General features: G+C 64.4%; 13 protein-coding genes. 5 read left to right on the top strand and 8 right to left on the bottom strand.

All coding sequences use genetic code 11. From position 1 onward, the window contains the following. Positions 1–19 precede the first annotated feature (19 nt). Positions 20–1219 carry a hypothetical protein gene (locus tag IFT98_RS04550; RefSeq protein WP_192047143.1) on the top strand — a complete coding sequence of 400 codons (1200 nt, stop codon included), beginning with the start codon at positions 20–22 and terminating at the stop codon, positions 1217–1219. Positions 1220–1238: 19 nt separating this feature from the next. Here the strand turns inward: IFT98_RS04550 and IFT98_RS04545 are convergent, their stop codons facing one another. Then, on the bottom strand, positions 1239–2372 hold the full coding sequence (locus IFT98_RS04545) for a glycerate kinase (RefSeq protein WP_192047144.1): 1134 nt from the start codon (positions 2370–2372) through the stop codon (positions 1239–1241). Between the two features lie 343 nt (positions 2373–2715). Here IFT98_RS04545 and IFT98_RS04540 point away from each other — a divergent pair, with 343 nt between their 5' ends. Continuing rightward, positions 2716–4980 carry a heavy metal translocating P-type ATPase gene (locus IFT98_RS04540; RefSeq protein WP_192047145.1) on the top strand — a complete coding sequence of 755 codons (2265 nt, stop codon included), beginning with the start codon at positions 2716–2718 and terminating at the stop codon, positions 4978–4980. Here IFT98_RS04540 and IFT98_RS04535 read toward each other — a convergent pair. The 3 genes from IFT98_RS04535 to IFT98_RS04525 all read right to left on the bottom strand — a co-directional run bounded on the left by IFT98_RS04535 (position 4975) and on the right by IFT98_RS04525 (position 6961). Further along, a complete protein-coding gene (locus IFT98_RS04535; RefSeq protein ID WP_192047146.1) occupies positions 4975–5943 on the bottom strand; it encodes an XdhC family protein in 969 nt (322 codons plus the stop codon). The two genes, IFT98_RS04540 and IFT98_RS04535, sit on opposite strands and share 6 nt — an antisense overlap. 134 nt (positions 5944–6077) lie before the next feature. Further along, a complete protein-coding gene (uraH, locus tag IFT98_RS04530; protein ID WP_122797714.1) occupies positions 6078–6479 on the bottom strand; it encodes a hydroxyisourate hydrolase in 402 nt (133 codons plus the stop codon). 14 nt (positions 6480–6493) lie between these two features. Further along, positions 6494–6961: a heme-binding protein gene (locus IFT98_RS04525; protein ID WP_192047147.1), complete on the bottom strand. Its 468-nt coding sequence runs from the start codon at positions 6959–6961 to the stop codon at positions 6494–6496. A 134-nt stretch (positions 6962–7095) separates the two neighbouring features. Between IFT98_RS04525 and IFT98_RS04520 the strand changes: the two genes are divergently transcribed. The 3 genes from IFT98_RS04520 (at position 7096) to IFT98_RS04510 (ending at position 9813) form a co-directional block, all read left to right on the top strand. Next, on the top strand, positions 7096–7770 hold the full coding sequence (locus IFT98_RS04520; protein WP_192047148.1) for a heavy metal response regulator transcription factor: 675 nt from the start codon (positions 7096–7098) through the stop codon (positions 7768–7770). Continuing rightward, complete coding sequence (locus IFT98_RS04515; RefSeq protein WP_192047149.1) at positions 7763–9154, top strand: heavy metal sensor histidine kinase; 1392 nt, start codon at positions 7763–7765, stop codon at positions 9152–9154. Before IFT98_RS04520 ends, IFT98_RS04515 begins: the two co-directional genes overlap by 8 nt. Before the next feature lie 128 nt (positions 9155–9282). Beyond that, a complete protein-coding gene (locus IFT98_RS04510; RefSeq protein WP_192047150.1) occupies positions 9283–9813 on the top strand; it encodes a Dps family protein in 531 nt (176 codons plus the stop codon). Positions 9814–9860: 47 nt separating this feature from the next. On the opposite strand, the gene IFT98_RS04505 is transcribed toward IFT98_RS04510, so the two are convergent. The 4 genes from IFT98_RS04505 to IFT98_RS04490 form a co-directional block, all read right to left on the bottom strand. Then, positions 9861–10340, bottom strand: a complete 480-nt coding sequence (locus IFT98_RS04505; protein WP_446730809.1) for a copper chaperone PCu(A)C — start codon at positions 10338–10340, stop codon at positions 9861–9863. Next, positions 10337–10942 (bottom strand): SCO family protein, encoded by a 606-nt coding sequence (locus tag IFT98_RS04500; RefSeq protein WP_192047152.1) that lies wholly within the window; start codon positions 10940–10942, stop codon positions 10337–10339. The genes IFT98_RS04505 and IFT98_RS04500 overlap by 4 nt, the downstream gene beginning before the upstream one ends. Positions 10943–11176: 234 nt before the next feature. After that, positions 11177–12085, bottom strand: coding sequence for a glutaminase B (gene glsB, locus IFT98_RS04495; RefSeq protein ID WP_122476984.1), 909 nt, complete (start codon positions 12083–12085; stop codon positions 11177–11179). 217 nt (positions 12086–12302) lie between these two features. Beyond that, entirely contained in the window at positions 12303–14114 is a 1812-nt protein-coding gene (locus IFT98_RS04490) for an ABC transporter ATP-binding protein (protein WP_192047153.1), read from the bottom strand. Positions 14115–14165 lie beyond the last annotated feature (51 nt).

Below are 14165 nucleotides of genomic sequence, written 5' to 3'. Positions count from 1 at the left end.
AAGGGGCGTTTGCAGCGTCATGAGAATCATCGAAAAAACCGGCGCGCCAGTACGCGCCCTGACCCCTGCCGAACAGCAGTTGGTGACAGAATTCGCCGAAGGCCGCAGCGAAGGGCCGAAGCTGTTGCAGGCCAATCAATGGTTGATGAAGGTGCGCACCCAGGGCCAGTGGCTGGCGTGCGATTGCCGACCCGGTACGTTGCCGGTGATGAACGTGACGCTCAACAGCAGTACCGGCACGCTGTTTTTGAAAAACAATCCCGGCACGGCCGAGCATGCCGAGGGCTGCCCCTTCATCCATGACGAGCGCGACAGTGCGCCTGGGCGCGAGGATGAAGGGCCATTGCCGGCTGCCTGGCTGCCCCCCGATGTCCCGCTGAAGCTGATTGGCGATTTCCGTGCCCCGGCCATGCCCGGCACGCCTGGCACCGCCGCGGTGGCAAGTCAGCGGCGCGAGCAGCACCGATTGCTCTCGTTGCTGCTGACCTTTATCGAAGCCTCCGGACTCAATGTGTACGCCACGCATCTAAAGAAGGATCTGACCCGCCAGTTCGCCGACCTGCGCGAAGTGGCCACACGCTATCCGCTGATCGACCGGGTGCCGGCGAGCAACTATCTGGAAACCCGCATCGACATGAAGCACATGATGATGCTCAAGGGACGCCTGAAGGATTCCACTGCGTTCATCGGTCAGCGCCGCTACGGGCTGCTGCTCGACTGCGTGTCCGACGTGGTCGGGCGCAAGGTGATGACCGATCGCAGCAACGCCGGCTTCGATTTCCAGGGCCATCATCTACTGTGGGGTGGCGCGCGCAGCAGTGGGCCGCTGCTGGCCCTGGCCCTGTACTCACCAGCGACCGCCGGTAGCCAGTTCTATGAAATGGTCCATGTGGCGACGGTGCCGGTGCTGACCCGCGGGCATCTGTTCCCGGTGTTCCGCGACGAGGAGCGCGAAGCGTTGAAGATGCTGGTGTCGCTGATCGACTGGATGGCCAGCAAAGGCGTCAAGGTCGTGATGCGCCGACCGGTGATCGGCGCCATGGTGATGGACGAACTGGTGCTCAGCTCGGACTTGGACCGGGTCCTTTCGGTTTCGCTGATGAAGGAGCCGCTGGGGCCGGAGCCTAGTTCCGAAACCTTCAAGCGCCTGGCCGACTTCAAAAGCCTGGAGACCTTCCGCAAGTACGTGGCGGGCTTCTTCATGCGCGAGCGCGACTGACCCACGGGGCGCGTGCGTGCTAACCGCGCAGCTGCCAAAGCAGGGCGATATCGCGGGCGCGATCGCTGAGCAGCGCACCGGCGTCGGCGCATGCCTGCTCCAGGGTCATCGGACCGGACGCTAGGGAAAACGCGGCATTGATGCCATGGGCGTACAGGTCCTGGTAGCCCTCGCCCAGCGTGCCCGCCAGGACGACCACCGGGACACCCGCAGCGCGCGCAACGCGGGCCACGCCGAAGGGCGTCTTGCCGCGCAAGGTCTGGGCATCGAAACGCCCCTCGCCGGTAATTACCAGGTCGGCGCCGGTGACGGCATCGGCCAGGCCCACCAGTTGCGCTACCACTTCGACCCCTGGGCGGAACGAGGCGCCGAGAAAGGCCTTGGCCGCGAAGCCCATGCCGCCCGCCGCGCCGCAACCAGGCGCATCACGGCAGTCCTGGCCCAGCACCGGGACGCAACGGTCGGCGAAATGACCCAAAGCCTTGTCCAGCGCCAGCACCTGTTCGGCGGTGGCGCCTTTTTGCGGGCCGAAAATGTGCGAGGCGCCGTGGGGCCCGCACAGCGGATTGTCGACATCTGCGGCGACTTCGAACTGCACATCGGCCAGACGTGGGTCGAGCCCGCTGGCGTCGACCTTGGCTACTTGTGCCAGGGCCAGTCCGCCGCGGGGCAATTCACTGCCCTGTGCGTCGGTCAGGCGCAGACCGAGCGCGCAGAGCATGCCGGTGCCGGCATCGTTGGTGGCACTGCCGCCGATGGCGAGGATGATGCGCCGTGCACCGGCCTCGATAGCCGCCGCGATCAGTTGGCCAGTGCCATACGTGCTGCTGTTGCAGGCGTCGCGTTGCTGCCGCTGGAGCAGTTGCAGCCCGCTGGCTTCGGCCATTTCGATGACGGCGGTACGCTCATCGGGCAACCAGCCCCAACGGGCCTGGGCGGGCTCGCCCAAGGGGCCTTCGACGGTGAGGCTACGCAGTTCGCCTTGGCACGCCGCCATAATGGCTTGCATGGTGCCTTCACCGCCATCGGCCATCGGCCGCTCGACGAGCTGCGCGTCCGGCAGGGCTTGGCGCAAGCCCCGGGCGATGGCCGAGGCAACGTCGGCGGCGCTCAGGCTGTCTTTGAATGAGTCAGGGGCGATGACGATCTTCATGGCGGTTCTCCAGTTCTTGTGCAGCCATGCTGCCATTTTCACCGCCGCTGCGCGACTGCCGTCACCCGTAGGAGCGGTCATTGGCAGCGAAGGGCCTGGCGCGGTGTGCCTGATGCACCGCGGTGCTCTTTTCGCGGCCACGGACCGCTCCTACATGAGTTCGTAAATATCCGTGGGAGCGGTCATCGGCCGCGAAGGGCCTGGTGCGTTGTGCTTGGTGGAACGCGGTGTGGCCTTCGCGGGCAGAGCCCGCTCCCACATGGAGCGCGCGCGAGCGGGGGCTTGACCTTCCCATGGTGGGAAGGGTCAGAGTCGAGGTACAGGCTGGAAGGAGGAACGCAGCATGGCTGCAAACGAAGGTGTGATCGAGCTGGGTATCCACGGCATGACCTGCGCATCGTGCGTGGGTCGGGTCGAGCGCACCCTGCTCAAGGTGCCGGGTGTGACGGCAGCGGCGGTCAACCTGGCCACCGAGCGCGCTCGGGTCGAAGGCAGCAGCATGGACGCGCAGGCCCTGATCGCCGCCATCGACAAGGCCGGCTACAGCGCCAGGCCGCTTGAACGCACTGAAGACGCCATGGCGCAGGCCACTCAGGAAAGCCAGCAGGACGCCGCGCGTCTGCGACGCGACCTGCGTTGGTCGGTGGTGCTGTCACTGCCCGTGGTGATAGTGGAAATGGGTGCGCACTTGATACCGGGCGTCCACGCCTGGATCGAACAACACCTCAGCCAACAGGATAACTGGGTCATGCAGTTCGCCCTGACCACGCTGGTGCTGATCACCTGCGCCAAACGTTTCTACCTCAATGGCACCGTGGCGTTGCTGCGCGGTGCGCCGGACATGAACTCGCTGGTGGCGGTGGGCACCCTCGCCGCCTACGGCTTTTCTCTGGTGGCCACGTTCGCCCCGCACCTGCTGCCCAGCGCCACGGCCGCCGTCTATTACGAAGCGGTGTGCGTGATCATCTGCCTGATCCTGCTGGGCCGCACCCTCGAAGCGCGCGCCAGGGGCCGCACGTCCCAAGCCATCAAGCGCCTGCTCAGGCTCCAGCCACAGACTGCCTACGTGCAACGCCAGGCGGGCTTGATCGAAATTGCGCTGGAACAATTGATACAAGGCGACGTGGTGCAGGTTCGACCCGGCGAGCGGATTGCCGTGGACGGCGCCGTGCTCGCCGGCGACAGCTTCGTCGACGAGTCGATGCTCACCGGCGAACCCATGCCGGTGCGCAAGCAGACCGGCGACCACGTGGTCGGCGGCACCCTCAACCAGAACGGCACACTGCGGGTCCAGGCGACCGCCTTGGGCAGCGCCAGCATGCTGGCGCGGATCGTCGCCATGGTCGAACAGGCCCAGGGCAGCAAGTTGCCGATCCAGGCCTTGGTGGACCGGGTGACATTATGGTTCGTGCCGGTGGTCATGGTGCTGGCGCTGGCCACTTTCATCGGTTGGTACTGGCTTGGTCCGACGCCAGCCCTGGGCATGGCGCTGGTGCACGCGGTTGCGGTCCTGATCATCGCCTGTCCGTGTGCGATGGGCTTGGCCACGCCCACCTCGATCATGGTCGGCACCGGCCGTGGCGCCGAGTTGGGCATTCTGTTGCGCAAGGGCGAAGCATTGCAGCAGCTGAGCCGCGCGCGTGTCGTGGCACTGGACAAGACCGGCACGCTCACCGAAGGCCAACCGCGTCTTACCGACCTGCAACTGCTCCCCAACTTCACCCGCGAGCAGCTATTGCCTTTGCTCGCAGCGGTGGAAGCGCTTTCCGAGCACCCGTTGGCACGGGCCATCGTGACGGCGGCGCAGGACGCTCAGCTCGACTGGCCCGAGGCGCGGGATTTCCAGGCACACACCGGGCATGGCGTTCGCGCAACGGTCGGCGCACAGGACGTGGCCATCGGTGCCGAACGCTACATGACGCAACTGGGGGTGGACACAGCGCCCTTTGCCAGTGCAGCGCAGACGCTGGCCGAACAGGGCAAGAGCCCGTTGTATGCGGCGGTGGACGGCCAACTGGCCGCGATGATCGCCGTGGCAGATCCGCTCAAGTCGACCACCTCGGCGGCCATCCAGACCCTGCACCGGCTCGGCCTGACAGTGGCGATGATCTCCGGGGACGACCGCCGCACCGCCCAGGCCATCGCTACCCAATTGGGTATCGATCAGGTGGTGGCGCAGGTTCTGCCAGAAGGCAAGGTGGCCGCTGTGCAAGCATTGCAGCGCGAGTACGGCCTCACGGTCTACGTGGGTGACGGCATCAATGATGCACCGGCACTGGCCCAGGCCGATGTCGGCATTGCGGTGGGCAGCGGCACGGACATCGCCATCGAGGCTGCGGATGTGGTGCTGATGTCGGATGACCTCGGTGCGGTGGCCACGGCCATTGCGCTGTCGAAGGCGACCCTGAACAACATCCGCCAGAACCTGTTCTGGGCCTTCGCCTACAACGCGGCGCTGATTCCGGTGGCTGCGGGGCTGTTGTACCCGGTCAGCGGGCTGACCCTGTCGCCGCAGTTCGCGGCAGGTGCCATGGCCCTGTCATCGATGTTCGTGCTGGCCAATGCGCTGCGGCTCAAGGGCTTCCAGGCACCCGCCAAGCGATCATAGGCGTTGCCGGTCGATTCCGTTGGCCACGCGCAGGATATCCGCCATGACGGCCAGGGCAATCTCGGCAGGCGTCTTGCTGCCCAGGTTCAGGCCGATCGGTGCGTGGATACGCTGCTGGGTGGTCGCGTCCAACCCACCAATGCGCTCGAGACGCTCGAAGCGCTTCTCGCTGGTGCGCATCGAGCCCATGGCACCGATATAGAAAGCCGGTGTGCGCACGGCCTCGAGCAGGGTCAGGTCATCGAGTCGAGGGTCATGGGTCAACGCCACCACTGCGGTTGCCGAATGACAGCCGCCCTCGGCGATGAACACCGCAGGCAATACTTCATGCACTTGCACGCCGGGCAGGTCGAAACGGGCCAGCACTTCGGGACGCGGCTCGCAGAGGATCACTTCGTAGCCCAGGGTCAGGGCGAACCCGGCGCAGAATTCGGCGACTGGCGACAGGCCGGCCAGAATCAGCCGCTGCACGGCACCGATGCGTATGCAGATTTCGTCGTCGCTCACCCGTACCCGTGCATCGCCCATGTGCCCTGCACGAATGCTGCGCCGATCACTGCCGGGCACCACCTGCCGCGCCACCAGTTCGCCGCCGGCGAACGCCTGCTCGATGTGCGCCAGATGCTCCAGCGTGCCTGCATCAGGCGCGAGGTATTCGACCAGTACGTCGAGAACGCCGCCGCAAGGCAGCGCCATGGTCGGCGCCAGGCCGCCGTCGCCGTAGCGCACGACCTGATTGACCGGTGTGAAATAACCAGCAGCGACACGCTCCAGAAAGTCGTCTTCCACACAGCCGCCGGACAGCGACCCACAGTGTTCGCCGTTGTCCAGCGCGACCAGCATCGCCCCCGGTCCGCGTGGGGCCGAACCGTAGGTCGACAATACCGTGCATAGCCAAACGCCCCGGCCCTGGCCGAGCCAGGCCCGCGCCTGCTGTATGACCTGCAGATCAAGCTGCTTCATCTATTGATACCCGTCATCGTCCTGCGCAATGTGCCGGCGCCCTGCCCTGCGACGCTCGCTCTGGTGCAACAGACCGCATCTACAGGGCAATAGTTTTCCGGGCACCGTGAAAGGATGACGGCAGCGGCTTGCGACTAGGACCCGCGATAGGTGCTGAAGCCGTAGGGGCTGAGCAGCAAGGGAATGTGATAGTGCTGCTCGGTGTTCTTCACTTCGAAGATCACCGGGATTTCCGGGAAGAAGGTTTCATGCCCGACCTTGCGGTAGTAGTCGCCGGTCTTGAACACGACCCGGTATTCACCGGGCGCAAAGGTACGCTGTTCCGGGTAGAGGCCGGCGATCCGGCCTTGCTCGTTGGTCACACCCTGCCCCAACGGTTGCCACTGGTTACCCGAATGCTGCTCCAGGGTCACTTCGATACCGGCCGAAGGCACACCCGTTTCCAGGTTCAGTACGTGCACGCTCAGAGGGTTGGCGGCCATCGCGAGGCTGGACAGGGAGGCCAGGCTGGCGGCCAAAAGCATTTTCTTCAACATGGTGTATTGCTCCTTCAAGAATGAATGGCCAGACCGACGGATTCGGTGGCCTTGATCGCACAGGCTTCGTCCTGCTCGGCACCGCCGGCACCGGCGATGCCGATCGCACCGACCAACTGCTTGCCTTCGTAGACCGGCACGCCGCCGCCCAGCAGCAGCAATTGCCCCAGCGAGGTCAGATTGGCGGCCTCGGGGTTGTTGCGGGCACGCTCGGCGAACAGCCGCGTCGGCGTCTTGGTCGACAGCGCGGTGTACGCTTTCAACCGCGCGGCCTCGGTGTTGTGCGGGCCAACGCCATCGCTGCGTTGCTGGACGACGAGGTTGCCGCCACGGTCCAGCACCGCCACGGCGGCCATGCAGCCGCTGCCATTGGCCAGCCGCTGCGCGGTCGCCAGGTCCAGGTCTGGGTGCTGGGCCAGCGCGGCGTGGGCCTGGGTGGTCAGCAGGCAAGCCAGGGTGAATGTCATGCAAAGGGCTTTCATCGAGCGTCTCCGTGATCAGTGGCTGGCACCTTAGCAACCCGGTCACGACAGAACCCCGTCGCAGCGATTACAACTTTGTAATAGGCAATCGGCCGCCGGAGGCCTAGCCTATGCGCGGGTACAGGAGCTGAACGATGCGTGTGTTGCTGGTTGAAGACGAAGCGAAAACGGCGAATTTTCTCGCCAAGGGACTGGGTGAGTCCGGCTTTGCCGTGGACGTGGCGCTCAATGGGCTGGATGGGCGCTACCTGATCGAACAGCAGGCGTATGACCTGGTGATCCTGGACGTCATGCTGCCCGGCCTGAACGGCTGGCAGTTGCTCAAGCTGATTCGCCAGCAGGGCGCGACACCGGTGCTGTTCCTGACCGCCAAGGACGCCATCGAAGACCGTGTGCGTGGGCTGGAACTGGGCGCCGACGACTACCTGGTGAAGCCGTTCGCCTTCGCCGAATTGCTGGCGCGGGTACGGACGTTGCTGCGCCGGGGCGCGGTGCGCGAGGTCGAGCACTACCAGGTGGCAGACCTGGAGGTGGACGTGCTGCGCCGCCGGGTCAGCCGCGGTGGGCAGCGCATCAACCTGACCAACAAGGAATTCGCCCTGCTGCATATGCTGATCGGCCGGCCTGGCGAAGCGCTGTCGCGCACGCTGATTGCATCCCAGGTGTGGAAACTGAATTTCGACAGCGACACCAACATGGTGGAAGTGGCAGTCCGGCGCTTGCGGGCCAAGGTCGACGACCCGTTCATGCCCAAGCTGATTCATACCGTGCGTGGCGTGGGCTACCGGCTGGAGCACCTGGATGAGTGAACGCCGCCACTCCCTGGCGTGGCGACTGGCGCTGGCCGTGGCGGTGGTCTGCTCGCTGGTGATGAGCGTGGTCGCGGTGTTTCTCTACCGCTCGCTGGCGGCCGAGATCGCCTACCGCGACGACATCGCGCTGCTCGGACGGCTCGAGCAGGTGCGTACCCTGCTGCACGACAGCGACAGCCTGGGCGCGCTGCAGCAGCGCCCGCAGCTGTATCAGAACATGCTCGGCAATCAGGAAAGCGTGCTGCGCGTACGGCGCGCCGATGGCAGCGTGGTGTTCGAGATCAACCCCCACGGCGAGACACTGGGCGATCCACCGCGCATCGGTCTGGCTCGGCAGCCGAGCCGGGCCGATATTCGCCTGGACCACGGCGCCTCGTTGCTGGCCGGCGACGCTGTGGGCCCAGCCGGCGAAGCCTTGACGGTGATGGTTGGCAAACGCCTGCACGAGCGCGAGGCGATCCTGGCCAGCTACCGGCTGCGCCTGTACCTGGCGGTGGCTGCCGGTGCGCTGCTGGCCTGGGTCATCGGCCTGTTGCTGGTGCGTCGCGCCCTGACGCCGTTGCGCGAAATGGCCGACGCGCTGGCGTTGATCGATCTGCGCAATCTGCACCGGCGACTGGCCGATACCGCCGCGCCGGTTGAGCTGCAGGCGCCGATCCAGGCGCTCAACGGCATGCTGGTGCGGCTCGAACAGGGCTTCGAACGGCTGTCACAGTTCTCGGCAGACCTGGCCCATGAAATCCGCACGCCGCTGCATACCCTGTTGGGCAGCACCGGCCAGGCACTCAACCAGCCTCGTAGCGTGGACGAATACCGGGAACTGCTCGGCTCTAACATCGAAGAGTACGAGCGGCTGAACCGCATGGTGGAAAATCTGCTGTTTCTGGCACGTGCCGACCATGGGCAGCGACCGGTGCACCTGCAGGTCATTGACCTCGCTCACCTGGGCGAAGAACTGTGTGACTACTTCCAGCTGCTCGCTGACGAGCGCGGCGCCGCCCTGCAGCACGCGCTGCACGGCACCCTGCAGACCGACCTGCAATTGCTGCAGCGGGCGCTGGGCAACCTGCTCGCCAACGCGGTCCGCCATGCCCGCCCCGGCACCACGGTGCTGCTCAGCCGGCACGACGAGGCAGGGTTCGTTCGTCTGACGGTGCGTAACGAAGGCGACACCATTGCACCCGAGCATCTGGCCCGACTGTTCGATCGGTTCTTTCGCGTCGATCCGTCGCGCACGGAACCGGGAGACTCAGGTGGCCTGGGCTTGGCCATCGTGCAGTCGATCATGGTTCTGGTGGGCGGCAGCGTCAGTGTCCATAGCGCTGAGGGCGTAACGAGCTTCATCTTGAGCTTCCCCGCAGCAGACGCCTTGAAACCATGAGGCAGGGCGTCATAGCGACACTTCATCGGCTGGATAGAAAATATCTCTGAGCAATACCGGTTTTGCTGCGGTCGATTTCCATAGTGGTTACAGACCCAATCCCGCAAACCCGTACCAGGAGATTTCAAATGGCCGTTGCCAATGTGAAACAGGAACTCAAGACCGTATCGTCCGTGAAGGCCAAGGCCGAGAAAGGCGAAGGCGCCAGCTTGCAGAACCAGGCCCAGGTCGGTCAGGAACTGGCAGTATTGCTGTCTGACGTGTTCGCGCTGTACATCAAGACCAAAAATTACCACTGGCACATGAAAGGGTCGCACTTCCGCGACTACCATCTGCTGCTGGAAGAGCAAGCGACCCAGATCTACGCCATCACCGACGTGATCGCCGAGCGTGCCCGCAAGATCGGTGAGCCAACCGTGCGTTCGCTGGAGCAGATGGTGCAACTCAAGCGCCTTGCCAGCAGCGACGTGGCCGACTTGTCGCCAGAAGATATGCTGACCGAGCTGCATGACGACAACCAGTCACTGGCTGCCTACATGCGTACCACCCACGGCGTTACCGACGAAGCCAACGACCTGTCCACTACCAGCCTGCTGGAAGAGTGGATCGACCAGGCGGAAGAACGCGCCTGGTTCCTGGGTCAGACCGTCGGCAAATGATGCCGATGGTAGGTGTTTGACGCTGGCACCAGCCCCGCGTCAGTGCATCAATGAGCATGAGCGTGGTCGGGGGCATTCAGTGCCCTGGCCACGGCTTCAACTTCCAGAGTTTCCTCCTCCCCTTGTGCGTTCTTGATCTTCAAGGTCAATGGCACCGCGTCGCCCTCCTTCACCTGCGTTATCAAACCCATCAGCATCACGTGATAGCCATTGGCATCGAATACCACGGGTTCGCCTGCTGGCAGGCTGACTTCGTCGACCGGGAGCATGCTCATGACATCGCCATTCATGGTCGATTGGTGGATCTGCGTGTCTTTGGCGACAGGCGACTGTACGCTGATCAGGGTACTGTCGGAGTCAGCTTTCAGGGTCATGAACGCGCCCGTGGCGGGTTGCCCCGGCACGGTGGCGCGCGCCCAGGCATCTTCGACCGTGGTCTGGGCCATGGCGTAGCCAGTCAGGCTCAGGGCTGCAACGAGCGTGGCGAGTTGGCGGACGGTGTTCTTCTTGGCGACGGGTTTCATCAGCAGACTTCCATTACGGTGAGCAGATCCTCGGCGCACTCTTGTGCGGTGAGGGAATGGGACAACCCCAGGCGCAGTACGCCGCGGGAGTCGAAGACGTAACTGGTCGAGGTGTGGGAGATGGTGTAGGTGTCGCCGACCGGGACCTTTTCGAAGAACACCTTGAACTCCTTGGCGACATCGGCGGTTTGTTCCAGGGTGCCGCGCAAGGCCACGAAGGTGGGGTCGAAGAGTGTGACGTAGGCGTCGAGCACTTCGGGCGTGTCGCGTTCGGGGTCCAGGGTGATGAAAATCACCTGCAGGCGGTCGCCGTCGCGGCCCATCAGCTTCTTGGCCTGGACCGCCCGCGCAAGCGTGGTCGGGCAGACGGCCGGGCACTGGGTGAAGCCGAAGAAGACCATGGGCATCATGCCGCGGAAGCTGGACAGGGTCTTCTCGTTGCCCTGCGGATCCTTGAGCCGGAACGTGCGGCCGAGAATCTCGTTGCTCAGGTCTTTGCCGTGCTTGAACGACAGCTTGTTGCTGTCGCCACATCCGGCCAGCGCGCCGAGACCGAGGATGCCCATGCCGGCGAGTACTCGGCGGCGGGTCGGAAAATCGTTCATGCCATTGTGCCCTCTGGAGAGGGCCGCAGTTTAAAGGCCAACGCCAGGCTTGGGCACCGCAACCTGTCACATTTTGTTTAATCGCGCCGATGATCGGTCCTACGGAGGTGCCGGGATGCTCTGTGGGAGCGGTCTGTGGCCGCGAAAAGGGCAGCGCGGTCATTCAGGCATACCGCGTCGCGCCCTTCGCGGCCGATGACCGCTCCTACGGAGGTGCCGGGGCTCCGCGCACTTCTAGAAGACCGACCAGCCGATCCGTTCGCTGAGCAGCTCGAGGGCCGCCATGCCGGCCAGGGAATTGCCGGCAGGATTGAGCTCCGGCGACCAGACGCAAACCGTAAACTGCCCTGGTACCACCGCGACGATGCCGCCACCCACGCCGCTCTTGCCAGGCAAGCCGACGCGGTAGGCGAAGTTGCCGGCCTCGTCATACAAACCGCTGGTGGCCATGATCGAGTTGACCTGCTGGGTCTGGCGCCGACTCAACACCTGCTCGCCGCTGTGCTTGCAGTAGCCATCATTGGCCAGGAAGCAGAACGCGCGAGCCAGGTCGACGCAGTCCATGCGCAGTGCACAGTGGCTGAAATAGCTGCGCAGCACGGCCTCGACATCGTTGTGGAAATTGTCGAACGACTTCATCAGGTATGCCATGGCAGCGTTGCGCGCGCGGTGCTGGTATTCCGACTCCGCTACCCGACCGTCGACGATCACCTGTGGATTGCCCGACAGCCGTCGCGCCAGATCGCGCATGGACAGCGCCGGTGCGGCGAAGCGCGACTGATTGATATCGCAGATCACCAGTGCACCGGCGTTGATGAACGGGTTACGCGGCCGACCGCGTTCGAACTCCAGCTGCACCAGGGAATTGAAGGGTTGTCCGGAGGGTTCGTGGCCCAGACGCTGCCAGATATCTTCACCCGAATGGCCAATCGCCTGGACCAGGCTGAACACCTTGGAGATGCTCTGGATGGAAAACGGCGTGTGCGCATCGCCTGCGCTGAACACCTCACCGTCGTTGCCGTAGACGGCGATGCCCAGCTGCGCCGCAGGCACATCGGCCAGCGCCGGGATGTAATCGGCAACCTTGCCTTGTCCGATCAAGGGGCGGACGGCATCCAGTATTTCAACCAAAAGCGCTTGCATCGGGCTACTCGCATCATGGGATCAAGCCATAGACGGCGGCTCTCGCGACCGAATCACAGATCCCCTGTGGGAGCGGGCTCTGCCCGCGAGGAATGGCACGCGGTGAACCGGTAAAACCGCAGCGCACCCTTCGCGGCCACAGACCGCTCCCACAAGTGACCGCGCTTCCCCTGTGGGAGCGGTCATCGGCCGCGAAGGGCGTGATGCGGTGGGCCGGTCAGCGATAACCTCGCGCCTGCAGGTCGAACAGTTCGGCGTAGCGTCCGCGCTGGGCCATCAATTGTTCGTGATCGCCGCGCTCCAGCACCCTGCCCTGTTCCAGCACCACGATATGATCGGCGTTGCGCACGCTGGAAAAGCGATGGGAAATCAACAGTGTCATACGGCCCTGGGCGTACTCGCGAAAATGCTCGAACACCGCCGCTTCGGCGCTGGCATCGAGCGCTGCGGTGGGCTCATCGAGTATCAGGATGTCGGCATCGCGGCGCATGTAGGCGCGGGACAAGGCCAACTTCTGCCATTGCCCGCCGGACAACTCCTGACCGCCCGCGAACCAGCGCCCCAGCTGCGTCGCATAGCCGTGCTCCAGACCCTCGATGAACGGCTCGGCCGTGCCCTGCACCGCGGCCTCGCGCCAGCGTTGCGTATCGTCGAACGCGCGCGTGTCACCGACCCCCAGGTTTTCCCCGACACTGAACTGATAGCGGATGAAATCCTGGAAAATCACGCCGATACGCTGGCGCAGCGCGTCTTCCTGCCATTCCTGAAGGTCGCTGCCGTCGAGCAGGATGCGCCCCTGGTCCGGACGGTACAGACGCGTCAGCAGCTTGATCAAGGTGGTCTTGCCCGACCCGTTCTCACCCACCAGCGCCAGGCTCTTGCCAGGCACCAGGTGCAGGTCGATGCCTTGCAGGGTCGCGCGGCTCGCGCCGGGATAGCTGAAACCCAGCCCTTCGCAACGCAAGCCGTCGCCGGGCATCACACCCTGGGTGATATCGCCCTGCGCAGGCTGCACCGGGTAAGCCAGGTAGTCATACAGATCAGCCAGGTAGAGGCCGTCCTCATACAAGCCGCCGATCGCCGTGAGGCTGCTGCTCACCGCGCTCTGGCCCTGCTTGAACAACACCAGGTACATGGTCATCTGGCCCAGCGTGATATGGCCGTTCACCGTATCGATGACGATCCAACCGTAGGCCAGGTAGAACGCCGCCGTACCCAGCAGGCCCAGCACGAAGCCCCAGCCGTCACGGCGCAAGGTCAGCCGGCGGTCCTCGGTATACAGTTTGGTGAAGGTGTCGCGGTAGCGCTGCAGCAACAACGGCGCAAAACCGAACAGCTTCACCTCTTTGATATAGCCTTCGTGGGAAAGCAAGGTTTCGATGTAATTCTGCCGGCGCGTCTCCGGTGCGCGACGGCTGAACAGGCGGAATGCGTCACCGGAAAAATGCGCTTCGGCGAAGAACACCGGCAACGCGCCTACCACCAGAATCACTAACGCCCAAGGCGAGAAATGCACCAGCAAGACGCCGAAGCTGATCAGCGAGATCAGGTTCTGCACCAGGCCCAGCGACTTGCTTACCAACGCCAGCGGCCGCGTGGACGCTTCACGGCGTACCCGTACCAGTTTGTCGTAGAATTCCGAATCCTCGAACTGCATCAGCGACAGGGTCTGGGCTTTCTCCAGAATCAGCGTATTGACCTTCTGCCCCAGTTGCACCCGCAGCAGCGCCTGCTGCACCGAGAGGCCGCGCTGCGCCGCCGCCAGCGATGCCAGCACGCCGGCTTCCATCAGCACGTAGCGCAGCACCGGCCACAAGGGTGCCGCGCCGGTCTGCTGGTGCAACTGCATGGCAGCCACCACCGCATCGACGATGCGCTGGCCCAGCCAGGCGGCCAGCGCCGGCAGGATGCCCGCAGCCAGCGTGGCCAGCACCAGCCCCAGCAACAGGCCGGGCGAGGTCGCCCACACCAGTTGCAGGGCGCGCCGGGCCTGGCCCAGAAAAGTCTTGAGGCGGGAGAAGGCAGGCATCGACGAAAGCATTCCTTGAACGAGATAAATGGCCGCGGCCATGACACAATT

This window comes from Pseudomonas sp. CFBP 8770 (genome assembly GCF_014841705.1).
Classification (GTDB): domain Bacteria; phylum Pseudomonadota; class Gammaproteobacteria; order Pseudomonadales; family Pseudomonadaceae; genus Aquipseudomonas.
Note: the sequence above shows the minus strand (reverse complement) of the source record. Positions and strands in the feature narration are given on the sequence as shown.